General features: G+C 62.9%; 18 protein-coding genes. 14 read left to right on the top strand and 4 right to left on the bottom strand.

All coding sequences use genetic code 11. From position 1 onward, the window contains the following. Positions 1-85: 85 nt before the first annotated feature. From BTO02_RS22245 to BTO02_RS22210, 7 genes are all read left to right on the top strand, one after another. Positions 86-3,535: an enterotoxin A family protein gene (locus tag BTO02_RS22245; RefSeq protein ID WP_075159411.1), complete on the top strand. Its 3,450-nt coding sequence runs from the start codon at positions 86-88 to the stop codon at positions 3,533-3,535. A 120-nt stretch (positions 3,536-3,655) separates the two neighbouring features. After that, complete coding sequence (locus BTO02_RS22235; protein WP_198039307.1) at positions 3,656-6,991, top strand: enterotoxin A family protein; 3,336 nt, start codon at positions 3,656-3,658, stop codon at positions 6,989-6,991. 115 nt (positions 6,992-7,106) lie between these two features. Beyond that, positions 7,107-8,024, top strand: coding sequence for a LysR family transcriptional regulator (locus tag BTO02_RS22230; RefSeq protein ID WP_075159408.1), 918 nt, complete (start codon positions 7,107-7,109; stop codon positions 8,022-8,024). A gap of 192 nt (positions 8,025-8,216) precedes the next feature. Further along, positions 8,217-8,831, top strand: a complete 615-nt coding sequence (locus tag BTO02_RS22225; protein ID WP_075159407.1) for a cytochrome b — start codon at positions 8,217-8,219, stop codon at positions 8,829-8,831. Then, positions 8,831-10,375 (top strand): glycosyltransferase family 2 protein, encoded by a 1,545-nt coding sequence (locus tag BTO02_RS22220; RefSeq protein ID WP_083615314.1) that lies wholly within the window; start codon positions 8,831-8,833, stop codon positions 10,373-10,375. Before BTO02_RS22225 ends, BTO02_RS22220 begins: the two co-directional genes overlap by 1 nt. Before the next feature lie 318 nt (positions 10,376-10,693). Continuing rightward, complete coding sequence (locus tag BTO02_RS22215) at positions 10,694-11,833, top strand: aromatic ring-hydroxylating oxygenase subunit alpha (RefSeq protein WP_075159406.1); 1,140 nt, start codon at positions 10,694-10,696, stop codon at positions 11,831-11,833. Between the two features lie 105 nt (positions 11,834-11,938). Further along, positions 11,939-12,406: an SRPBCC family protein gene (locus tag BTO02_RS22210; protein WP_075159405.1), complete on the top strand. Its 468-nt coding sequence runs from the start codon at positions 11,939-11,941 to the stop codon at positions 12,404-12,406. A 92-nt stretch (positions 12,407-12,498) separates the two neighbouring features. Here BTO02_RS22210 and BTO02_RS22205 read toward each other — a convergent pair whose 3' ends face one another. Next, entirely contained in the window at positions 12,499-13,620 is a 1,122-nt protein-coding gene (locus BTO02_RS22205) for a porin (protein WP_075159404.1), read from the bottom strand. A 661-nt stretch (positions 13,621-14,281) separates the two neighbouring features. Between BTO02_RS22205 and BTO02_RS22200 the strand changes: the two genes are divergently transcribed. From BTO02_RS22200 to BTO02_RS22185, 4 genes are all read left to right on the top strand, one after another. Beyond that, on the top strand, positions 14,282-14,635 hold the full coding sequence (locus tag BTO02_RS22200; RefSeq protein ID WP_075159403.1) for a YciI family protein: 354 nt from the start codon (positions 14,282-14,284) through the stop codon (positions 14,633-14,635). 201 nt (positions 14,636-14,836) lie between these two features. Then, positions 14,837-15,250 carry a YciI family protein gene (locus BTO02_RS22195; protein ID WP_075159402.1) on the top strand — a complete coding sequence of 138 codons (414 nt, stop codon included), beginning with the start codon at positions 14,837-14,839 and terminating at the stop codon, positions 15,248-15,250. A 41-nt stretch (positions 15,251-15,291) separates the two neighbouring features. Next, on the top strand, positions 15,292-15,732 hold the full coding sequence (locus tag BTO02_RS22190; protein ID WP_075159401.1) for a VOC family protein: 441 nt from the start codon (positions 15,292-15,294) through the stop codon (positions 15,730-15,732). Between the two features lie 8 nt (positions 15,733-15,740). Continuing rightward, positions 15,741-17,024, top strand: a complete 1,284-nt coding sequence (locus BTO02_RS22185) for an RNA polymerase sigma factor (RefSeq protein ID WP_075159400.1) — start codon at positions 15,741-15,743, stop codon at positions 17,022-17,024. A 182-nt stretch (positions 17,025-17,206) separates the two neighbouring features. Here BTO02_RS22185 and BTO02_RS22180 read toward each other — a convergent pair whose 3' ends face one another. Then, the gene (locus BTO02_RS22180) at positions 17,207-17,722 is read right to left on the bottom strand and encodes a low affinity iron permease family protein (protein WP_232243633.1); all 516 of its coding nucleotides are present in this window, start codon (positions 17,720-17,722) and stop codon (positions 17,207-17,209) included. Positions 17,723-17,969: 247 nt separating this feature from the next. On the opposite strand from BTO02_RS22180, the gene BTO02_RS22175 reads away from it, so the two are divergent. The 3 genes from BTO02_RS22175 (at position 17,970) to BTO02_RS22165 (ending at position 20,229) form a co-directional block, all read left to right on the top strand. Next, positions 17,970-18,449 (top strand): VOC family protein, encoded by a 480-nt coding sequence (locus tag BTO02_RS22175; RefSeq protein WP_075159398.1) that lies wholly within the window; start codon positions 17,970-17,972, stop codon positions 18,447-18,449. A gap of 78 nt (positions 18,450-18,527) precedes the next feature. Next, complete coding sequence (locus BTO02_RS22170; RefSeq protein WP_075159397.1) at positions 18,528-18,998, top strand: VOC family protein; 471 nt, start codon at positions 18,528-18,530, stop codon at positions 18,996-18,998. Between the two features lie 409 nt (positions 18,999-19,407). Then, positions 19,408-20,229 carry an alpha/beta fold hydrolase gene (locus tag BTO02_RS22165; protein ID WP_075159396.1) on the top strand — a complete coding sequence of 274 codons (822 nt, stop codon included), beginning with the start codon at positions 19,408-19,410 and terminating at the stop codon, positions 20,227-20,229. Positions 20,230-20,305: 76 nt separating this feature from the next. Here the strand turns inward: BTO02_RS22165 and BTO02_RS22160 are convergent, their stop codons facing one another. Next, entirely contained in the window at positions 20,306-21,049 is a 744-nt protein-coding gene (locus BTO02_RS22160; protein WP_075159395.1) for a GNAT family N-acetyltransferase, read from the bottom strand. A gap of 96 nt (positions 21,050-21,145) precedes the next feature. Continuing rightward, positions 21,146-21,883, bottom strand: a complete 738-nt coding sequence (locus BTO02_RS22155) for an SDR family oxidoreductase (protein WP_075159394.1) — start codon at positions 21,881-21,883, stop codon at positions 21,146-21,148. Positions 21,884-21,934 lie beyond the last annotated feature (51 nt).

The raw sequence follows: 21,934 nt of genomic DNA, 5'->3' as shown, positions 1-21,934 counted from the left end.
TTGCATAAGCATCGCATCCAATCCCGGCGCTAATGATGCAATAGCGACTCCCGCGCGGGGCAAGCGCGCCCAAGGAGTCCGCGTCATGTTCATGCATCCCGCAGGCGGCCGGGCACGGCCAACCGAGTGGCGGCCGGCAGACCACGTCACGCCGAACGTCGAGGTCGACCGCCTGGTTCGCGCCGATCATCGCGGCGCCGACGCTCGCGCGACGCCGCGAGCGAGCGAAACCCGATCGGCCGGAAAGGGCGACGCGACGCGCACGGCGCCGAGCGTGAAACGCGGCGCCGTGCTCGGCCGTTGCTTGCCCGGTTCGCGGTTTCGCGAGTGCCGCGGTGGAGAAGCGCTCCACACCGGATCGGTGGGTCACGAGCGTTTCGACCAGTACGACTTCCGGCGCTTGCGGACCCCCGAGCATCGCGGCGCCTGCGATGGCGCCGTGTGGGAAGCACTACGGCGCATCGACAGGAGCGATGCCCGTCAGCCGCTTACGCTGCAATCGGCGGTTCGCCAGATGAGCGTCGAGGCGAAGCGGGGCGGCCTCGCCGCGGCTGACATGTTCGACCGCGTCATTGATCTCCAGGCGAGTCCCGCGACATTGGCTTTACGTCGTCACACGCAAGCTCCCGTCGTATATTCGGATCCGCATGGCGAGCGGGGCGAACGGGTGGACGGCATGTTAGGCGCAGCGCGTGGGCATCTGCGCAATTCAGGCGACCTGGCCGTATTGCGCGTCGGATTGACCGTGCGCGGGTCGAACGAAGGGCGCACAGGGCACACGCTCGCGATTCAACGACAGCAGCACGATCGTTACACGATCTTCGACCCGAATAACGGCGCGTTCGTGTACCCGACCTGGCGCGCCGCCGACCACGCGCTGCGCGGATATCTCGACGACGCTTTCGGCGAAGCGGGGCGCATCGTCGTGCCCGATAGCCTCGAATTCTTCTCCGCGTCGCGGAGCCCCTCGCAGGGCGCTTCCGCGCAGGCGGTCGAGGCTGTCGTTGCGCCGGCCGATGCGTGGGCCGATGCGTCGCAACCGGGACCGTCTTCTCAATCGCACAGCAGCGCTGCGACCTTGCGCGCTTACGCGGACACTGCGGACGCGTCCAATCACCTGTCGGACGACGGGCTTTCCGCGGCGGCAGGGCAGCGGCGCGTGATGGCTGGCATGTGCAGCGGGCTCGTGGTTCGCGCGATGGAGAACGTCGCGCGTGGCCGCGCGCCGGATTTGCTGTCGGCAGTCGAAGATATACGGGTACAGCTAGGCAATGCCGCGAGCCGGCAATCGACGATTCGCGACATCGCCGAACTTCAGGAGCAGAACCAGTACGCAGTCGTGGCGGAGATAACGGACCGGCTCCGGCATGCGGGGGCGACCGGCATTCGTTCGGGCGCCGCGCTCGTCGACGATCTACGACGGCAGTTCGCCACCGCGTACTATCGCGATCACGCCGTGCGCGGCTCCCGGAATGACTTTGCCGAAATCGGACTGACGTTCCGGTCCGTCGATAGCGACGATCCGAACGCAAGCGAAAGCGACGACGCGCAAGGCCATTCGATCGTCGTGCAGCGGCTGCGGCCATCGGCCGACTTCGAGCGCGACGGGTACGCCGTTTACGATCCCGGTGTCGGCGTATTCCGATACGCGGACTTCGCGCGGATGTCGTCGGCGTTGCGAAGCCTGTTTGACAATGGTTATCCGGAATCGGGCGGCATCGAGCGTGCAGACACCACGTGGTTCGCCGACAGCCGGCGCGAGCATCAGGTCTTGCCTGTCTTGCCTATGCCGTCCACGTCGCGGGAGTCACCAGCGGCCGACATGCGCCTCGGCAGCGTCGAACGCATGCTCGATATTGGCGGCAGCCCTGCAATGACGCCGCCTCACGCGACGCTGCCGCCGCCGCCCGACGTGAACACGGGGCCGACGTCGCTTGCCGGTTCCGGTCACGACGAGCTGAAGCGCTCGCCGGAACGGCCGCCGGCCGAGCGCCGGCCGTATGCGCTGTTTCGCCCATCGACGCTGAGCCCAGAAGTGCTGATGGCGCGCGGCGGTTTCGACATGGAACAGACGAAGCTGCGCGACGTCGATCTCGATCTTCACGACGCCGACCTGGCGGCACGGCCGGCCGTCACCGACAGCGCGGGCTATCTGGCGACTTTTCGCAACGAACGTGTCGCACTCGGCCGTCTGCAAGCTCATGCACAAAACGGCTTCGTGTACTTCGTCGCACCGACGCCGAACATGATCGACGTCGGCGCGACACTCGGATCGCACGCGCGTGATCTGCAATCCGGCGAAATCGCGGCGATGGGGCGCATCGACTACGAGCAGATTCGCGGCTGGCGTGCCGTGACAGGCGGCATTGCCGGAGAATTTATCAAGAATCCGAAATATCGCTGGGATGTTTACGATCGGACGGGCACGGCAGGCGCACAGCCGCAGCTTGCCCGTATGCCGATTACCGGCGACGCGTGGCACACCGCGCCTCACCGCTCGTTCGTCTCGACGGGCGAGAACGGTGCAGCGGTATTCCACTGCGATCCGAATGTCGAGCACGCGGCGTTTTACGACAATGCGTGGCAGAAAGTACGCAATCTGCAGATGCGCCAGGCGATGGGAGTCGATTACCGCGGGCCGCTGACGATTCAAGCATATGGCGGGGACGCATCGAGAACCCATGTCTTCATCGACGGGTATGGCCAGGTGGCTGCCGATACCGCCTACAGCCGCTATGCAAGGCACGCGGGCAACCGCAGCTCGTTTGCGATCGGCGACGACGGGCGCTTTCATCTGGCGAACGACCATGGCGCGGTGCTGCGCGTCGGCAACGACGGATACGTCTATCTGGGCAGAATTCCCGAGGACCCCGCATCGCTGAACGGTGTATTCGCTTATGACGGACGCCATCTCGTGCATCGCGAGGACGACAAGTATCTGACAGTCGGCAAGACGGCGTTTACGCCGTTTGTTACCCGTTGGGACGCCGGTTGGCGTTCGGACTGGCGTCTCGAACGCCCCGACGGACAGCGCGCCGCACCGCCGTCGACAAACTTGCATACGTTCGACGCAAGGGCGGCGGGCAGCCGGCAACAATTATTCCGGTTCGAGGAAGATCCGGATACCGCTCTGCCCGAAACCGCAACGCATTTCGTCACGCGTGTACCAGTCAACCGGTTTTACGGCGACTTCGCTGATTACGCCTCGCATATGACGGCCGGCGACGCCCGCGACGTGGCGCGTTGGCTCGATTCTCAGAACGCCGCATGGCTCTTTCGGGATGGGTACTACGCGGTGCCGGATCGAACCGGCGGTTTGCAGGTGCGGACCGTGGGAGGGAGCACCGTACAGCGCATTTCCGGCACGTCCGCCGCAGGCAAGGACGATGGCGCAGGCGGGCCGTCCCGGCGCTTGCCCGACCGTGCCGGCCGCGCCTACCGGATAAGCGACGATGCATGGCAAAGGGTGCAGGAGGGCGAAGCGCGCCGTGAATTTCTACGCACAGCCCTGAGGGGCGTTTATTTCATGAAGTGAGCGGTGCGTCAGTGTCCGCCGTACCGTCATGTCGCACCCCGATACGACGCGGCGTCCTTGCCCGCATGTTGCAATACGACGGTCAACATGGCCGCGTCGCGACGCTGCAAGGAGCACATCATGTTCTCATCTGCTCTCGCCGGTAGCTCGGTGCAACCGCCGGCCACGCCGCCGGTCCCGCGAGTCGACGAGCCGGCGGCAGACGACAGCCGCCCTGAGCCGTCGACGCCCACGCCCCGAGGGCCCGTGCTGAGCCGATGCGCACAGATGAGAGAGTTTCGCGAATGTCGCGGCGGCGATGCGTTGAAGTCGAAATCGTATTCGTACCGCACGTTCGACCAGTATCGCTATCGAAGCGAGGACAACATCGACTACAGGCCGGCGTGCGAAGGCTGGGTGCGCGAGGTGATGCGCCGCATCGATCAGGGCGGCCGGGCCGCCCCGCCGAGCCTCTATGCGGTTGTTCAACAGATTCGCGAAGACGCGACAAGACGCGCGGACGGAACGGCGGCCCAAATGTTTGGCCGCGTCGGCGCATATCAACGGCGCGCATCGTCGCTTGCGCTGGGGAACTTTCAGTTGCGACTGACCGAACGGATCACGCCGGGTTCCGAGCGCGATGCGACGATCAACAGCGCGCTAAACCACCTGGGCAGCGAGCTGCGCGAGCGCGAATTGGCGTTTGTGCGGCTTGCGCTGTATCGCGCGCCGGCTGCCGGCGCGCCGGTTTCAACACAGAGGCCGCGTGAGATAAATGGACACGCACTGCTCGTGCAGCGCCGCGATCGCGGCGAATATGCGATCTTCGACCCGAACAACGGCGCGTTTTTGTATCAGAACCAGCGATCGATGCGGGAGGCGCTCGAGGCATACCTGAACACCGCATTCAGGGATCCTGGCAATGCCTTCGAGGCCGAGCCACAGAGCATCGAGTTCTACAGTCAGTCGGCGTTGCCGCAAGGAGGGCTGCTGCTGCCGCATATGACGAGCGGGCCGTCGCTACCGGCATCCGCGCTGTCGCGCGAGGAGTCCCGCTTGCGCCGTCTGCTCGCCTCCACCGCGCAGGAATCGAACGAACTGTCGGGCGCGGCGCTTGCCGCTGCAGCCGGCGACGCACGCGCCGTCGAAACCGCGTCGCAAGGCGTTGCGTACCTTGCGCTGAGGAACGTCGCGCAGGGCCGCGCGCCGACGCTGATTCAGGCGACCGACGATATCTGGCGCGGACTTTCGGATGAGACGCGCCGGTCCCGCTCGATCGACGAAATCAGCGCCCTGCAGCAGCAGAACAGACAGGGACTGCTGACGGATTTGCCGCATCGGAGCCGGCGACCCGGCGCCTTGCATATCAACGTCGCACCGCGTCTGATTGACGATCTGAGGCATCGCTTTAGCGAACTGCGCGATGTCGAGGACACGCGCGTGCCATATCGCAACGACGTCGCGGAACTGCGTCTGACCTTCGGAACGCCGCCCGCGGCGGGCGGCGCAACGGGCGGCGCCGCGCCTGCCGGCCGCGACGCGGCAGACGCCTATTCGATCGTTATTCAGCGGCATGGCGCATCCGGCGATTTCCATCGCGACCGCTACGAACTCCACGAGCCCCGCAGCGGCGTGTTCCGATATGCGGATTTCAATGCGATGTCCGAAGCATTGGCGAGCGCGATCAATGACGGGTATGCGGACTCGGGCGGCGTGACGCACGTCGATACGGTGTATTTCGGTCATTACGACGACGATCAGGCGGCACCGCAAGGACAGGCTGAACAGGGCGCACCGTGGCAGCACGAATCGCTGGCTGCGAATATCACGCTCGGCGGCATCGAGCCGCTGCTCGGAATCAACGGAAACCCGTCCCAGACGCCGCCGTTCCCGTCGCCCATTGCGCCGCCCGATTTCGGTCTCGACGACTCGCCGGACACGCAGCGGCCGCACGTCGATCTGAAACGCTCGACCGATTACGCACGGGATCCCAAGCCATACGCGCTGTTCCGGCCTTCGACCGTCGCGCCGGCGGAACTCGAGGCGCGCGGCGGCTTTTCATCGGAGCAGATCGCGATGCGCAACGTGAACCTCGATCTGCACAACTTCGATACCGCATCGAACCTGAAGCTGCTCGATAGCGCCGGCTATCTCGCCACGTTCCGCCGCGAGCGCGCGGCGGTCGCAAAGCTGCCGGACGCCAGCGGCTATATCTATTTCGTGGCGCCGACGCCGAACATGATCGACGTCAATATGAGCCTCGGCTCGTATGTGCGCAGGCCGGAAAACTTCGAGGTCGCGGCGATGGGCCGGATCGACTATGCGCAGATTCGCGGGTGGCGCGCCGTCAGTCATGGCGTGGCCGGTGCGTTCGTGGCTAACCCGAAATACCGATGGGACGTTTATAACCAGACGCGCACGGCCGGCGCGCAACCGCAGCTGTCGCGGCTGCCGCTCGACAGCGGCGTATGGAATCAGTCGGGTTATCGCGCGTTCGTAACGAGAGATAGCCGCGGAGTCGCAATCGGATTCAAACAGGATCTGAACCGGATGCACGCGCAGTTTTACGACAACGCGTGGGAAAAGGTGCGCCGCATTCAGGCGCGGCAGGCGGCGGCCCTCGATTATCGTGGACCGCTGACGATCGACGCATACGGCGGTAACGATACGCAAGGCGTACGCCTTTATATCGACGCGGAGGGCGTGCCGCAGGTGGCCGGCACGCGGACTCCGGCGAGCCGCCATGAGTTCACGATGGGCGACGACGGCCGCTTCCATCTGGCGAGCGATTACAGCAAGGTGTTGCGGGTCGGGAACGATGGAAACGTGTATCTCGGCGCACTGCCGTCAAATCCGAACAGCACCAACGGTGTATTCAACTATGCGAATTCGCAGCTCGTGCATCTGGAAGACGGCAAGTATCTGACGGTCGGCGTAATGGCATATCAACCGTTCGTGACGGACGCCAGTGCCGGGCTGCGGTCGCAATGGGCGCTCAGGAGGCCCGATGGCGCACGCGCCACGCCGCCGCAGATCAACGAATACACGTTTCGAAGACTCACGGGCGGGCAGCATCGTCTCTATCTGTTCGAGACAGATCCGGATTCGGCGCTGCCCGAGACGGCGACACATTTCGTGACGAAGGTGCCGGGCAACAGGTACGAAGGCAATTTCCTGAACTATGCCGACTGGATACCTTACGCAGACGTGCGCGACACATCCAGGTGGCTGTTGGAGAACAATGCCGCCTGGCTGTTTCCCGACGGCTATTACCTGATGTCGACGGCGCCGGGCCGGCTCACGGCGCACACGCTCGATGGTGTCGAGCACTGGCGGGCCGAATACGATCCCCGGTCCGGCACGGTGAGGTTCGGCCAGAGGACGCTTTCTTCGAGCTACCGGATCAGCGAGGACGCGATGGACAGGGTCCGCCAGAAAGAAGCGCGTCGCCAGAAGCTATCGACCTTGCTGAACTAGTCGCGTTGCCCGGGCGCGCAGGCGTCGCGGAACAGGCCGGTCGCCGCGCACGATGAGCGGGCCCGGACGCTTTGCCGTACGATCGTTCCGCCCGATACGTTCGACGGAGTTGAACATGTTGACCGACGAAGAATTGACGCTGCTCGAAGCGATCCGCGAGAGCGGCAGCCTGTCGCGGGCGGCGGCGCGCCTCGGCAAGGCGCCATCCACCGTCTCGCATGCGGCGCGCCAGCTCGAGACGCGCTTCGATGCGCTGCTGTTCGATCGCCGCCGCTATCGCCTGCAATTGACGCCAGCAGGCCATCTGCTCGCCGAAGAGGCGGCCCGGCTCATGCACGATGTCGCGCGAATGACGCAGCGCGTGCGCCAGGTGGCGAGCGGCTGGGAAGATCGCCTGTGGATAGTCAGCGACGAACTGATGGAATTCGACACGCTGATGCCGCTGATCCACGCATTCGATGCACTGCAATCGGGCGTGAAGCTGCGCCTGACGCATGAGGTGCTGAGCGGCACATGGGAGGCGTTGCGCGACGGTCGCGCCGACCTGATTGTTGGCGCAACCAACGAACCGCCGGCTATTGCGGGCCTGCGCTGGTTCGAACTCGGCGTTGTCGAATGGGTGTTCGCGGTGTCGCCGCGCCATCCGCTCGCTTCGGCCAAAGAGCCGCTCAAGCGTGACCAGATCTCGAAACAGCGTGCGATTGCGGTGGCGGATTCGTCACGCGCGAGCGGCCGCGCATATGGCGTCGTCGGCGGGCAGGCGTCGCTCGCGGTGCCGACCATGCGCGCGAAGATTCTCGCGCAGCGTGACGGCCTCGGGGTCGGCTGGGTGCCGCGGCAGCGCGTTGCGTCGTTATTGAAGCGAGGCGAGCTGATCGAAAAGGAGACGGCCGACCCGCGCGAGCCGAATGTGCTATACGTCGCGTGGCGCGGTGACCATGACGGCCGCGCCCTGCAATGGTGGATCGACCAGCTGCGCCAGCCGCGCCTTGCGAAACGCCTCGTACAGGGCATCGACGCTTTCGTTCGATGAAATTTCGATGTCCCTTGCAATGAACTGAAACACATTCGGACGCCAATACACTTCGACGTACAGGAAAACCCGGAATAAAACGGATAGTCTGTGCGTTAAGCAGTCAAGCGAACTGACCGCACGTTTGCGCGTCGCTTGTGCGTCCATTTCGAATAGCTTTCGTCGCCAACCCTATTTCCCGAAAAAATACCAATGACGACCCGAATCGAGTCCCGGCACGGACCCACGGCGCTTGCTCGCGCCGGCGAGCCGACCCAATACACGCGCATCGCAATGGTGCTGCACTGGGTGATCGCGCTGTTGATCATCTGCAATGTCGTGCTGGGCTTGAGCGCCGATTCGCTGCCCGACGATTGGGTGCGACCGGTCATCGATACGCATAAGTCGATCGGCATCACGGTGCTTGGTCTCGCGCTGTTACGCATTTTGTGGCGCGTCTCGCATAAGCCGCCGCCGTTGCCGAACGAGTTTCCGGCGTGGGAACGGATGGCCGCGCATGTTGCGCATTTCCTGCTGTATCTGCTGATGATCGGTTTGCCGCTTTCCGGCTGGGCGCACGATTCCGCATGGAAGGACGCGGCGACGCATCCGATGCAGTATTTCCACCTTTTCGAATGGCCGCGGATCGGCTTCATCATGAATATCGATCCTGCCGTCAAGGAACGGCTCCATCTCCACGACAAGCTCGGCACGGTGCACGCATGGTTCGGCTACGCGCTTTATGCGTTGCTCGCGATGCACGTCGGCGGTGCGTTGAAGCATCAGTGGCTGGATCGGCATTCGGTCATCAAACGGATGGTGCCTTGATGTGTGCAGACGTCGTAATCGAACCGCAGGCGCCGCAAGCGCAGGCCGAGCGCACTGCCAGTACGACTAAGCATTCGCTCGAAGACGCGCTTGCTGCAGTGTCGCCACGCATCACGCCGCAGCCGGCGACCTGGGCGGGCCGGCTGATTCACGGCGGCGTTACGGCGCTGTGGGTGCTGCTGTTTGCGCGCGCGTTCTTTCTGCATGGCGTGGTGGCTTGGGCAACCGGCATTGCGTACGTGGTTTACGACACGCTGCTGCTGTTCTTCGTCACGATAAAGTCGTGGCCGCTCGCGCAGCGCATGATGTCGTCGAACGCGGCAACCGGGCTATCGGAGGCGGGTGCGCGGTGCTTGCCCGCGATGGGTGTCATCGTTGCGTCGCATAACGAGGCGGCCGTGCTGCCCGTGACGCTTGCCGCATTGCTCGAACAGGTCGACGGGCCTGCGCAGATCATCATTGCCGACGATGGTTCTTCCGACGGCACCGAAACATTGCTGACCACGCGCTACGGTCTCGCAACACCCGAGCTCGGCGAACTGAGCGCGCCGAGCAGGCGTTATCCGAATCTGTACTGGCTGCGTCTGCCGCACGGCGGCAAGGCGCGCGCGCTGAACGCCGCGATCGATCGGATGACGACCGAAACGGTGATGACCGTCGACGCGGACACGCTGCTCGCACCCGACGCGACACGCGCAATGCGCGCGGCATTCGCGGCGAGCGGGACGCTCGTGGCGGCGACCGGCATTCTGGTGCCGATCTGCAGCAAGTCGGTTGGCGGTCGCCTGTTCCAGTGGTTCCAGACGTACGAGTACATGCGCAACTTCATCTCGCGTTTTGCATGGATGCGCGCGGATAGCCTGCTGCTCGTGTCGGGCGCCTTCGCGTCGTTCCGGCGCGAGGCGCTGGTCGCGGTCGGCGGCTTCGACGGACAGTGCCTCGTCGAAGACTACGAGCTGATCCATCGGCTGCGCCGCTATTCGGTGGACCGCGGGCTCGACTGGGACGTCCGCGTGGTCGGCGACGCGCACGCGCAGACCGACGCGCCCGATACGCTCGCGAGCTTCCTGCGGCAACGGCGCCGCTGGTTCGCCGGCTTCCTCGAAACGCAATACTGGAATCGCGACATGACCGGCAATCGTCGCTACGGCACGCTCGGCATGCTCATGCTGCCGGTCAAGGCATTCGATACGATGCAGCCGGTCTACGGGCTGACGGCGTTCGCGCTGCTGCTCGCGTTCCTGTTCGGCGGCCACGGCGCGATTGTCGTTTCGATCTTCAGCGTGATCTTCCTGAAGACCGCGCTCGATCTCGCGTTCTATATCTGGAGCATCCACCTGTATCGACGCTGGACCGGGCTGCGCGCCGGATCGAGTCTGTGGTCGGCGACGGCCGCGGCGATCGCCGAGCCGTTCACGTTCCAACTGCTGCGGCACACCGGGGCCGTGCTCGGCTGGTTTCATTTCCTGCGCGGCAGCAAGTCCTGGGGCAAGCAACACCGCTCGGGGCTGATTGCGCCGGGCGGCAACGACGGACAGTCATGAAGTCATGACGGGCATGCACGGGCCGTACGCATAGAGGCTGTAAGGGCCCACCTCTTTTTCGACATTGATCATTAATCGGCAAGGGCCGCGGTGCGCGATGCACCGCGGCCCTTTCTTGTTTGTGGCTTCGCGTCATACGCAGATTCCCTGCCCCCATCACGACCGTGCCGGCTCGCGCCGGCGTTCATTTTCTCGAATTGTCAAAAAGCACCCCGACTTCCGGTAGACTGAGCAGCTAACTCAGTAATTCAATAGAAAGCTCGAGAACTTCGCTTTTTAAGTATTCGAAGGCTCGGTCGCTAGAGGAGGGCGGCATACATGCACGCAGTCAGTCCTGTGGAAAGCAGCACAGCCGAAATACCTGCGGGAGCACCGGTGCGCGATTTGCGTCGCGTTCACATCAACCCGGACCACTGGTATCCGCTTGCATGGTCGCATGAAGTGAAGCGCGGCAAGGCGCATGGCGTGCGCTTCGCCGGCGAGCCGATCGTGCTCGTGCGCACCGAGTCGGGCAGCGTGTTCGCACTCGAAGACCGCTGCGCGCACCGTCAGGTGCCGCTGCACGGCGGCGTGGTCGATGGCGAAGCGATCCGCTGCTGTTACCACGGCTGGACCTACGACTGCACAGGCCGCTGCATCGACGTTCCGTATCTGGGTCGCGAACGGCTGCCGAACGGCGTGCGCGCGTATCCGTGCCGGGAAGTCGAAGGGCTTGTTTTCGTGTTCCCGGGCAAAGCCGAACTAGCCGGATCGACGCCGCTGCCGCCGCTCGGTTCGGTCGCGAACCGGCAGTACAAGACGCGTCGCTTCGGACGTGAAGTAGCATGCCATTACTCGTTCATGCACGAAAACCTGATGGACATGAACCATCAGTTCCTGCACCGTCGGCAGATGGGCAAGATGCGCGCGCGCTCGCTCGGACGTCGCCGCGGCGACGACTGGGTCGAGGTCGACTACACGTTCTCGCGCGAAGCAGGCCAGCAGCCAATCGGCGAAGCACTGGTGTTCGGGCAAAGCCGTCAAGGCGCGAAGAAACATAAGGACGTGATGACGATCCGCACGCAGTATCCCTACCAGACGTTGCAGATCCGCACGTCGGAAGGAACGCTCGTGATGGACCTGTGGATCATCTACGTGCCGCTCGACGCCGAGCAGCGCACGAATCGCACGTTCGGTTTGCTCTCCGTAAAGCGGCCCAAGCTCGGATTCCTGCTCGATATGGCGTGGCCGCTACTCGTCTGGTTCACCGAGCGCATCTTCGCCGAAGACCGCTGGATCGTCGAACGCGAACAGGAAGCGCATGACGCGCAGGGCGCGGACTGGAACCATGAGGTGTTCCCGGTCATCAACGAACTGCGCGATCTGCTGCGCCAATGCGGTGCTCCGCCGATGCGCCGCATCGTGCCGATCGAACCCGTCGAAACGGAACCCGCCGCGGCGCAGTCTTGCGCGAGTTGAGCGCCGCGCATTGTCACTGCGCACGGCCGCGTTGCGTTATGCTGCCTTCAGGGCGTTCGCGTCCGATGCGCGGATGTCCGCGCTGTCGTTCGAGGAGGCCGCGCCATGTCCGAGGCAACCGAAGGGAACGCGACGGTTCCCGACCTTGAAATTCTTTCGACCCGTACCTTCGACGCGCCGCGTCAGCGCGTTTTCAGCGCATGGACAGACCCCGTGCGCCTCGCCCGTTGGTGGGGACCAAAGGGCTTCCGGAACACCTTCCACGAATTCGAACTGAAGGCCGGCGGAAACTGGCGCTTCGTGATGCACGGACCGGATGGCGTCGACTATAAAAACCACAGCGTATTTGTCGAGATCAGCGAACCGGATCGGATCGTATTCGATCACGTTTCCGGGCCGCATTTCACGGTGATTGTGTCGTTCGACGAAGCCGGGGATAAGACCACGCTGACTTACCGGATGGTGTTCGATACGGCGGCGGTGCGCGATCAGGTGAAAACGTTTGCGCTGAAGGCGAACAAGGAGAGCTTCGACCGGCTTGCGGCCGAGCTGAAACGTGGGGCGGGGCGCTAGTCGTAATGAAAAAAGCTCCCGCGTTGCGTGTGCACGGGAGCTTTCGCCGGCAGTCTGGTTAGCGACCCGGATCGGGCCGCATCCCCATGCGATCAGAAGCGGTGACGCAAGCCCACGGTCGCAGCCGCCTGATTCTGCGACGACGACAACTGGCTCGCACTGCCCGAGTAAATCGACGCGGCGCCCACCTGATCACCCGTTGCGCGCTGGTAGACGACTTGCGCATAGACGTCGGTGCGCTTCGACAGCGCATAGTCGGTCTGCACACCGACCTGATGCAGATGGCCGACGTTGGTTTTGACACCCGAGACGTTGTAATCGCCGTCCGTGTATGTATAAGCGATGCCGGCGCTCAGAGCAGGCGTGAAGTTGTACTTCGCATTGACTTCGTAGTTGTTCACGTGCGCTGACGAACCTTCCGACATATCGAAGTTGTCCATACGCGACTGCGTCCAGGCCACGCCGACCTGAGCAGGACCAAACGCATAGCTCACACCGACGCCGAATTCACGCTGGCGGAAGCCGCCGGTTGCCGCGTAGATCGCGCTCATGTCCGGATCAGTCGTTGCGCCGTTCGACGTCGCGCCCGGGTTGTTCTGCTGCGAGTAAGCGGCGGCGACACGCAGACCTTCGTACTGGTATGCGGCTCCGAAGCTGTATTCGCGGTTGTTCGCGAAACTGCTCTGATTCGAAAAGCCGTAGGTGCCACCGAACGTGAAGCCGCCATAGTTCGCGCTGGTGTACTTGATCGAGTTGTTGACGGGGAAGCCGCCGTTCGTGTTCAGGTTGTCGTTGTTGAACGGATGCGCGAAATACGTGCCGCCCCAGCTGCCGGTTGCGGTGAGCGGCGCGACGTAGTCCTGCATCGCATCCCACTGGCGGCCGAGCGTGACGGTGCCGTAGTCGCTCGACAGACCGACGTACGCCTGACGGTTGAACAGCGAGCCATCGTTCGCGAGCCTGCCGTTGTTGATGTCGAAGCCGCTTTCGAGGTTGAAGATCGCCTTCAGACCGCCGCCCAGATCTTCAGATCCGCGCAGGCCCCAACGGCTTTGATCGATACCGCTGCCGATGGCTGCGCGCCCGCTGCCGTCGACATTGTTGGTATAGGTGAAGCCCGCGTCGATCAGGCCATACAGCGTGACGCTGCTTTGCGCGTGAGCGAGCGGAACGAATGAGGCGGCGACGGCCGCAACGATCAGGGTCTTTTTCATCTGAGCTTCCTTCCTTCGGTGTTCTGTGGATCACGCGTCGGCGCCGGAAGCCCGGCACGCAACGCGTGCAGCCGGTCCACGACAAGGCCGGTCCATTCCCTGTCTGGGGAACGCCACGCAGTATAGGTAGGCTCCCTAATCATTCTTTCTCGAACAATTGGCAATTAATTTTTGCTGATTAGGAAATAAATCGATGAATGAACAGTAGGGACTTGTTTTTAATCGGCTTGTTCATCTCAAATAAAGACCGGTTTATTTTCGAGATTGAATGAGGCGTTGTTTGATGGCAACGTCAGATCGATAGGAGTCAGTGTTTAATCGAATTTATCTCGAAAAATTAACGAGTTAACAACACTTTTATCTATGAATTTGTCTTGGTGAATTCGATTGTGAATTAAGGATTGGGTAGGAAATGTCCTATCCCGTTTGGCTAATTGAAATGTCAAAAATAATCGTCAATCATATGAACCGTTAAAGATCGAATTGACATTCCTTCCCATTCGTACGGATTTTCGTCATTCGGCTCCAAGGCTTCCTGCATTATCGTTTGCACGCGTTTGCAGGATCCGGTATCCGCTTGCTAGACTGCCGTCGCTAGCCGCAAGCAGGCCGGCGCGTGCGCGACGGCAACCGTTGCAATGACGTTTTCATCGGAGGTTCCATGGCTTATATGCTGCTCATCGTCGAGCCGGTCGATCAGCGCGAAGAACGCGGGGAAATCGCCGGACGCGAGGTCTTTGCCGAAATGGTGCGGTATCGCGACTCGCTGAAAGAGCGCGGCGTACTGATTTCGGGCGAATCGCTCACCACCGCGAAAAAGGGCAAGCGCCTGCAAGTACAGGACGGCAAGGCGCGCGTTGTCGACGGGCCGTTCGCCGAGGTGAAAGAAATGATCGGCGGGTTCTTTCTGCTGGACTGCGAAACGCAGGATGAAGCTCTCGCGCTTGCTGCCGAATGCCCGGCCGCTCGGTGGTGCACGATCGAAGTGCGCAAGCTGGGGCCTTGTTTCCAGTAGCGTCAAGGCACGGGGCATGGTGCTTCGTCGCTCAGGCCGGTTGCGCCGTCGAATCGAGGGTTTTCCCTGGCGTGTCCGTCGCGTTTCGCGTGTCGATCTGGTCATTGCTGCTTCGTCGTGCAGGCAAGGAGTCGCTGAACAATCGGGTTTGCGCGGCTCTTTGTTCTGCCAGCCCGACGCGACAAACAAGGAGAAACGGCGATGCGATTCATGATCATGGTGAAGGCTAACGCGGACAGCGAAGCCGGCAGGATGCCGGATGAAGAACTGATCTCCGCCATGGCGACTTATCACGAGGAACTCGCGAAGTCGGGCGTACTGCTCGACGCGAGCGGCCTGCAGCCCACATCGAAGGGTTGGCGCATCCGCTACGACAACGGCCGGCGCACGGTCATTGACGGCCCGTTCGCCGAGACGAAGGAACTGCTCGCCGGCTACACGCTGATCCAGGTGCGTTCGCGCGAAGAAGCAATGGAGTGGGCGCGGCGCTTTCCGGCACCGTTCGGGGAGCACGCGGCGGGTGAGATCGAAGTGCGCCAACTTTTCGGGCTCGACGATTTCGAACCGAGCCCGTCGATGGACCGTTTCCGCAAACTCGAAGGCACGAACCACTGAAGTCGCTCAAATTCGACGAAGCCACTCAAGCGAGGTGCACGATGCACAAGCAGATTTACCTGAATATCGCGGTCGACGATCTCGAGCGCTCCAAATCCTTTTTCGCGAGCCTCGGCTTCACGTTCGAGCCGAAATTCACCGACCAGAACGCCGCCTGCATGATCGTCGGCGAAAACATCTTCACGATGCTGCTGACGAAGCCGTTCTTCGGCAACTTCACGACGAAGCCGCTCGCCGATGCTTCGAAGAGCACCGAAGCGTTGATCTGCCTGTCGTGCGAGAGCCGCGCCGAAGTCGACGGTCTGGTTGCAAAAGCGCTCGCAGCGGGCGGTTCGGTGCCGCGCAAGCCGCAAGACTACGGCTTTATGTACAGCCACGGCTTTGAAGACCTGGACGGCCACATCTGGGAGCTTGCCTACATGGACCCGAATGTGCCGATGCCGGACCAGGCGGCAGCGCCGGCTGCGCCGGACGCTCGTTGAGGCCGGCCGTGTCGTCGGCCGCGACGCATCGTGCGATCGAGGCGGTGTGGCGGATCGAATCCGCGAAGGTTATTGCGCACGTCGCGCGCATCGTGCGCGACGTCGGCGTCGCCGAAGAACTGGCGCAGGATGCGCTCGTCGCCGCGCTCGAGCACTGGCCCAAGGCAGGGGTGCCCGACAACCCGGGAGCGTGGCTGATGGCAACCGCAAAAAACCGCGCGCTCGACCGCTGGCGCCAGGAGGCGCTGCACGCGAGGAAGCGCGAAGAAATCGGCCACGACCTCGACGCGCTCGAGGCGCATCTCGTGCCCGATTTCGTCGATGCGCTCGATGCCGCGCGCGCGGACGACATCGGCGACGATCTGCTGCGGCTCATGTTCACCGCGTGCCACCCCGTGCTGTCGACCGATGCACGCGTCGCGTTGACGCTCCGGCTCCTTGGCGGCCTCACCACCGACGAAATCGCGCGCGCGTTTCTCGTGCCTGAACCCACCATCGCACAGCGCATCGTGCGTGCGAAGCGCACGTTGTCTGCCGCGAAGGTGCCGTTCGAAGTGCCGCAGGCCGATGCGCGCGCCGCGCGGCTCGCGTCGGTGCTCGAAGTGATCTACCTGATTTTCAACGAAGGCTATGCGGCAACGGCCGGCGACGACTGGACGCGTCCCGCGCTTTGCGAGGAAGCGCTGCGGCTCGGGCGCGTACTCGTCGGACTCGTGCCCGACGAAGGCGAGGCATATGGTCTCGCCGCGCTAATGGAGATTCAGGCGTCGCGTCTTCGCGCGCGCGTCGATGCGCAAGGCAAGCCGGTGCTGCTGCCCGACCAGGACCGCAGCCGCTGGGACCCGTTGCTGATCCGCCGTGGCCTCGCCGCGCTCGAGCGGGCCGAATCGCTCGGCGGCGGCAGCGGCATCTATACATTGCAGGCCGCGCTGGCGGCGTGCCATGCGCGTGCGCATACGGCCGACGAGACCGACTGGGAACGCATCGTTGCGCTCTACGACGCGCTCTCGCAAGTCGCGCCGTCGCCGGTTGTCGAGTTGAATCGTGCAGTGGCGGTCGGCATGGCATTCGGTCCGGCCGCCGGACTCGAGATCGTCGATGCGCTTGGTGACGATCCGCTGCTCGCGCATTACCACTGGCTTCCGAGCGTACGCGGCGACCTGCTTGCCAGGCTTGGCCGGCGCGAAGAAGCGCGCGCCGAATTCGAACGCGCGGCGGCGATGACGCGCAACGCATGCGAGCGCGACCTGCTCCTCGAGCGCGCGCAGCAAATGAGTAGCGGCTCGCACTGACACGGCGACCTGCACTCACGCTGCAATACCCGACCGTTCTCGACGCAATCGCAATAACGGTCGACACGCGGCTCAAACCGATTTCCGCCTGAACGACGCGGCAACGGAACGCAAACGCATGGATGAAACGTGCGGAAGCACCGGCAGGCCGCGCTAGCACGAGCCGCGGCCTGTCACCTCCCCTACCGTTTCTCTTCGCGCCCTCGCTGCCCGTCACATTCCCGCTCGCTATGCGCATCACGGCGCCGTTGATTCGGCGCGTCGTCCTGATGGGCATTGTCCGGCCGATCCTCGACAAACGGCGAATCGGTGTCGGTGCCGCCCGAGCGCAGTGCGCCGCGCGCGGCCTCGGCGAGCTGTTCGTAATGCTTGCGAAACCGCGTCAAATCCTTTTCATCGAGCTCTTCGAGATCGAGCAGCGCGTTATGCGCGCCGGATACCGCGCGTATCAATTCGTCGAGCTTGATTTGCATTGCCGCAGTGTCGCGGTTCTGTGTGTTCTGGATCAGGAACACCATCAGAAACGTGACGATCGTCGTCGACGTATTGATGACGAGTTGCCACGTGTCACTAAAGTGAAACAATGGCCCGCTCGCCCCCCATACGACGACGAGCATCACGGCGATGACGAACGTGACGGGCCGGCCCGCCATCGTCGAGAGCGCGGTCGAAAATCGGGAGAACCAGTTCCTGGTCACGACACACCTCTTATCGGCAACATGAATCGGGAAAGCCGATTGGCTAACCCCATCGACGACACACGCTTTGCACATTGCGTGCCAGTTCGGGTATTGCGGCGCAGCATCGCCGCGCCGCGCGGCTATCGACAAATTTCCGCTTGCTCATGTCGATCCGACGGTGGCCTACTCGTCGTCGTGATGAAGCCACGGTGTCCGGTGACGCTTCGCCACCCTATTCATTTGTCGATAGACAGGAGCTACGACTATGTCCAAGCCAGCCACGAGAACCATCCCCGAAGGCATGCATTCGCTGACCCCGCATATCGTCTGCGCCGGCGCGGCCGACGCGATCGAGTTCTACAAGCAAGCGTTCAACGCGGTCGAGCAGGTCCGCATGCCTGGGCCCGGCGGCAAGGTGATGCACGCATCGCTGAGAATCGGCGATTCGACACTGATGATCGCCGACGAAATGCCCGAGTGCGGCGGCGGTCTTGGCCCGAAGGCGTTGAAGGGCTCGCCCGTTACGATTCACCTCTACGTCGACAATGCCGATGCAACCATTGCGCAGGCAGAGAAGGCCGGTGCGAAGGTCACGATGCCCGCTGCCGACATGTTCTGGGGCGACCGCTACGGGCAGCTTGAAGATCCGTTTGGGCATCGCTGGTCGGTCGCAACGCACAAGGTCGATCTGTCGCATGAGGAAATGCAGGCGGCGATGCAGGAGATGATGAAGTCGCGTCAGTGACAGGCCACACGCCGGCGCTAAATTTGACAGCGGCGCGCGATGTGAGCGCCGCCAACCCAGGCAGGCAAAGGAGTGTCAATGGACAAGATCGCCACGTGTCTCTGGTTCGACGGTCAGGCGGAAGAAGCGGCGAAGTTTTACGTGTCGGTATTCGGTAACAGCCGGATCGTCGAGACGTCGTACTACAACGATGCGATTCCAGGCAAGGCAGGCGAAGTGCTGACGGTAACGTTCGAACTCGAAGGGCGAGAGTTCGTAGGCCTCAATGGCGGCCCGCAGTACACGTTCTCGCCGGCCATCTCGATGTTCGTCAAGTGCGAAACGCAGGCCGAGGTCGACACGCTGTGGGACAGGCTCGTCGAAGGCGGCGCGCCGGTGCAATGCGGCTGGCTGACCGATCGCTATGGGGTCTCTTGGCAAATCGTGCCGACCGTCATGCTCAGAATCCTGCAGGACAAAGACCGCGAAAAAACGAAGCGCGCCATGCAAGCGATGATGAGCATGGTGAAGCTCGACATCGCGGCGCTGGAAAAAGCGTACGCGGGCTAGCGCCTGCCTGGCCGCTATCCGGCCGCTCTCAACAACGCACCTAATACAAATGAGGCGGCCATCACTGCCCAATCGTGGCACTACGACGTCGCCCCGAGCGCAACGGATATAAACCATGGTTTATATGCAGCGCGAAAAATCCCCGGCATAATCAGCGAACCGATTCTCAGGTGTTTGCATCTCGCGAGGTTGCACCTTCAGCGTGCAAGGACCCGGCATTTTCGCGCCGGCACGTGCCGCAGTTTTTTCGTAAAGATCGGCGGCATATGACCGCCCGATGAAACTCCCGCAACTTGAAGCATCGCATCGCCCGCGCATCGGCTTGTGGGCGAGCGGGCAGTGCGCCCGCTCTTTATCTGCCGGCGCGCGTTCCTCCTCAGTAGTTTTTTCACCAGCACGGAGCTTTACGATGAATACGGTCACGACCAAAGACGGCGCCCACATCTTCTACAAGGATTGGGGCAGCGGGCAGCCGATAGTCTTCTCGCATGGCTGGCCGCTCGATGCCGACGCGTGGGATCCGCAATTGCTGTTTTTCGTGCAACAGGGCTTTCGCGTCATTGCGCATGACCGCCGTGGTCATGGTCGCTCGTCGCAAACCGCGAACGGCAACGATATGGATACCTATGCGGACGATCTCGCCGCCGTCATCGAACATCTCGACCTGAAAGATGCCGTGCTCGTTGGTCACTCGACGGGAGGCGGCGAAGTCGCGCATTACATCGGCCGTCATGGCACGAAGCGTGTCGCGAAGGCGGTGCTGATCGGTGCGGTGCCGCCGCTGATGCTGAAAACCGAGAAAAATCCGGGCGGCCTGCCAAAGGATGTGTTCGACGGCATTCGCAAAGGCGTCGCGGATAACCGTTCGCAGTTCTATAAGGACCTCGCGCTGCCGTTCTTCGGCTACAACCGTCCCGGTGCGAAAGTCTCGCAAGGCACGATCGACGAGTTCTGGCGCCAAGGCATGAGCGGCGGCATTGTCGGTCACTACGCGTGCATCCGGGAGTTCTCGGAAGTCGACTACACGGCGGATCTGCAGAAGATCGACGTGCCGACGCTGATCCTGCACGGCGACGACGACCAGATCGTGCCGATCGACGCAGCCGGCCGCATGTCGGCGAAGATCGTGAAGAACGCGACGCTGAAAGTGTATCCGGGCGCGCCGCACGGCATGTGCGTGACGCAGGCCGACAAGGTGAACGCCGATCTGCTCGAGTTCATCAAAGGCTAAGCCGCAGCGTGGCCGCAACGCGGTGTTTGTGAAACGAGGCGCGAGTAGCGCCTCGCGAAGGCCGTTGAAACGCGCTTCAGCGTGAAGCCGTGACGTGCGCGGCGCCGCGTTGCGCCTCGATCAGTTCCGCAAGTTTGCGTCGTTGCACGCCGCCCGCATCGAAGTTCTCCGGCTCGAGCCATGTATCGAACGCCGTGCGAATCGCGGGCCATTCGCTATCGATAATCGAAAACCACGCCGTATCGCGATTGCGCCCGTGAACGACGATGGCCTGGCGGAAAATTCCCTCGAACGTGAAGCCGAAGCGCAGTGCCGCACTGCGCGACGGCGCATTGAGCGAATCGCACTTCCATTCGAAGCGGCGATAGCCGAGCGTGTCGAACGCGTAGCGCATCAGCAGATAAATCGCCTCGGTCGCGGCGCGGGTTTTCTGCAGCAGCCGCGAGAACGTGACGAAGCCGACTTCGATCACGCCATTGGACGCATCGATGCGCATCAACGCGAGCGTGCCGACCGCCTTGCCCTTGGCGGTATCGATGACCGTATAGTGAAACGGGTCAGCCGTGGCGGCGATGCGCGTGAGGTGCGCGCGGAATGCGTCGAACGACTCGAACGGTCCCGCGCTTAGATAGGTCCAGTCGCGTGCATCGGGCGCCTGCCCATATGCGTCGTACAGTTCGTTCGCATGCCGCTCGACATCGAGGCGCTCGAGCCGGCAATAGCGGCCCGTCAACGCCGTGCCGTCGGGCTTCGGCACGCCTTCCCAGTTCGTGACGGGTAAGCCGATCGGCTGACCGAATTCATTGGTTCTCTGCTGCACTCTGTTCTCCTCGACGGCGCCGGCCGTGCAGCCGGCGCTTTCGTGATGTGATGTCGAGACAGAAGTATGCCTGCAACGCGAGCTCGCGCGAAATGCTTAAAGCTGGATCATTCCGCCATCGATGACGATCTCGGTGCCGACAATAAAACCCGACTCCGGCGACGCCAGATGCAGCACCGTCGACGCGATTTCGCTCGAATCGCCGAAGCGGCCAAGCGGGATCTGATTGCGCAGTTGCTCCCTCGTGTCGTCATCGAAACCGAGCTTCGCATGAAGCGGCGTCGTGACCGGGCCCGGGCTGACCACATTGACGCGTGCGCCACGCGGCAACAACTCGGCCGATAGCGTCTTTGCCAGCGAGATCAACGCGGCCTTGCTCGCCGCATAAACCGACGACAACGGCATGCCGATGTGCGCATTGATCGACGCATTGAGCACGATCGACGCGCCCTTGTTGAGCAGCGGCGTCAGTGCCTGAATCTGGAAGTACGGACCTTTGACGTTGATGTCGAACGACTCGTCCCACATCGATTCCGCCACGTCGGCAAACGCAGCGAACTTCGCGACGCCGGCATTGATGAACACCGCGTCGAGCCGCACGTCCTCGTTGGCAAGACGCTGCGCAAGTTCGCGCGCGCCGGCCGCCGAGCCCGCGTCGTTGCGGATCGCGAGTGCGGTTTCGCCGAGCGTCAGCGCCGCCGCTGCAAGCGAAGCGTCATCGCGACCGGTGATGATCACACGTGCGCCTTCGGCGGCGAAAGCCTGCGCAGTGACGAGACCCATTCCGCTGTTGCCGCCGGTCACGAGTACGGTTTTTCCTTCAAAGCGATTCATGATGTTCTCCTATGAACATGCGTTCGGTGTGAAGGGAATTGTGGTCTTTGA

The organism is Paraburkholderia sp. SOS3, from assembly GCF_001922345.1.
Lineage (GTDB): Bacteria > Pseudomonadota > Gammaproteobacteria > Burkholderiales > Burkholderiaceae > Paraburkholderia.
The sequence above is the reverse complement of the archived record's forward strand: the minus strand, read 5'-3'. Positions and strand labels throughout refer to the sequence as shown.

Bases quoted from the DNA above. Each gene is read 5' to 3' on its own strand.
- BTO02_RS22245 (WP_075159411.1), top strand. From the start codon at position 86: ATGTTCATGCATCCCGCAGGCGGCCGGGCACGGCCAACCGAGTGGCGG.
- BTO02_RS22235 (WP_198039307.1), top strand. From the start codon at position 3,656: ATGTTCTCATCTGCTCTCGCCGGTAGCTCGGTGCAACCGCCGGCCACG.
- BTO02_RS22230 (WP_075159408.1), top strand. From the start codon at position 7,107: ATGTTGACCGACGAAGAATTGACGCTGCTCGAAGCGATCCGCGAGAGC.
- BTO02_RS22225 (WP_075159407.1), top strand. From the start codon at position 8,217: ATGACGACCCGAATCGAGTCCCGGCACGGACCCACGGCGCTTGCTCGC.
- BTO02_RS22220 (WP_083615314.1), top strand. From the start codon at position 8,831: ATGTGTGCAGACGTCGTAATCGAACCGCAGGCGCCGCAAGCGCAGGCC.
- BTO02_RS22215 (WP_075159406.1), top strand. From the start codon at position 10,694: ATGCACGCAGTCAGTCCTGTGGAAAGCAGCACAGCCGAAATACCTGCG.
- BTO02_RS22210 (WP_075159405.1), top strand. From the start codon at position 11,939: ATGTCCGAGGCAACCGAAGGGAACGCGACGGTTCCCGACCTTGAAATT.
- BTO02_RS22205 (WP_075159404.1), bottom strand. From the start codon at position 13,620: ATGAAAAAGACCCTGATCGTTGCGGCCGTCGCCGCCTCATTCGTTCCG.
- BTO02_RS22200 (WP_075159403.1), top strand. From the start codon at position 14,282: ATGGCTTATATGCTGCTCATCGTCGAGCCGGTCGATCAGCGCGAAGAA.
- BTO02_RS22195 (WP_075159402.1), top strand. From the start codon at position 14,837: ATGCGATTCATGATCATGGTGAAGGCTAACGCGGACAGCGAAGCCGGC.
- BTO02_RS22190 (WP_075159401.1), top strand. From the start codon at position 15,292: ATGCACAAGCAGATTTACCTGAATATCGCGGTCGACGATCTCGAGCGC.
- BTO02_RS22175 (WP_075159398.1), top strand. From the start codon at position 17,970: ATGTCCAAGCCAGCCACGAGAACCATCCCCGAAGGCATGCATTCGCTG.
- BTO02_RS22170 (WP_075159397.1), top strand. From the start codon at position 18,528: ATGGACAAGATCGCCACGTGTCTCTGGTTCGACGGTCAGGCGGAAGAA.
- BTO02_RS22165 (WP_075159396.1), top strand. From the start codon at position 19,408: ATGAATACGGTCACGACCAAAGACGGCGCCCACATCTTCTACAAGGAT.
- BTO02_RS22155 (WP_075159394.1), bottom strand. From the start codon at position 21,883: ATGAATCGCTTTGAAGGAAAAACCGTACTCGTGACCGGCGGCAACAGC.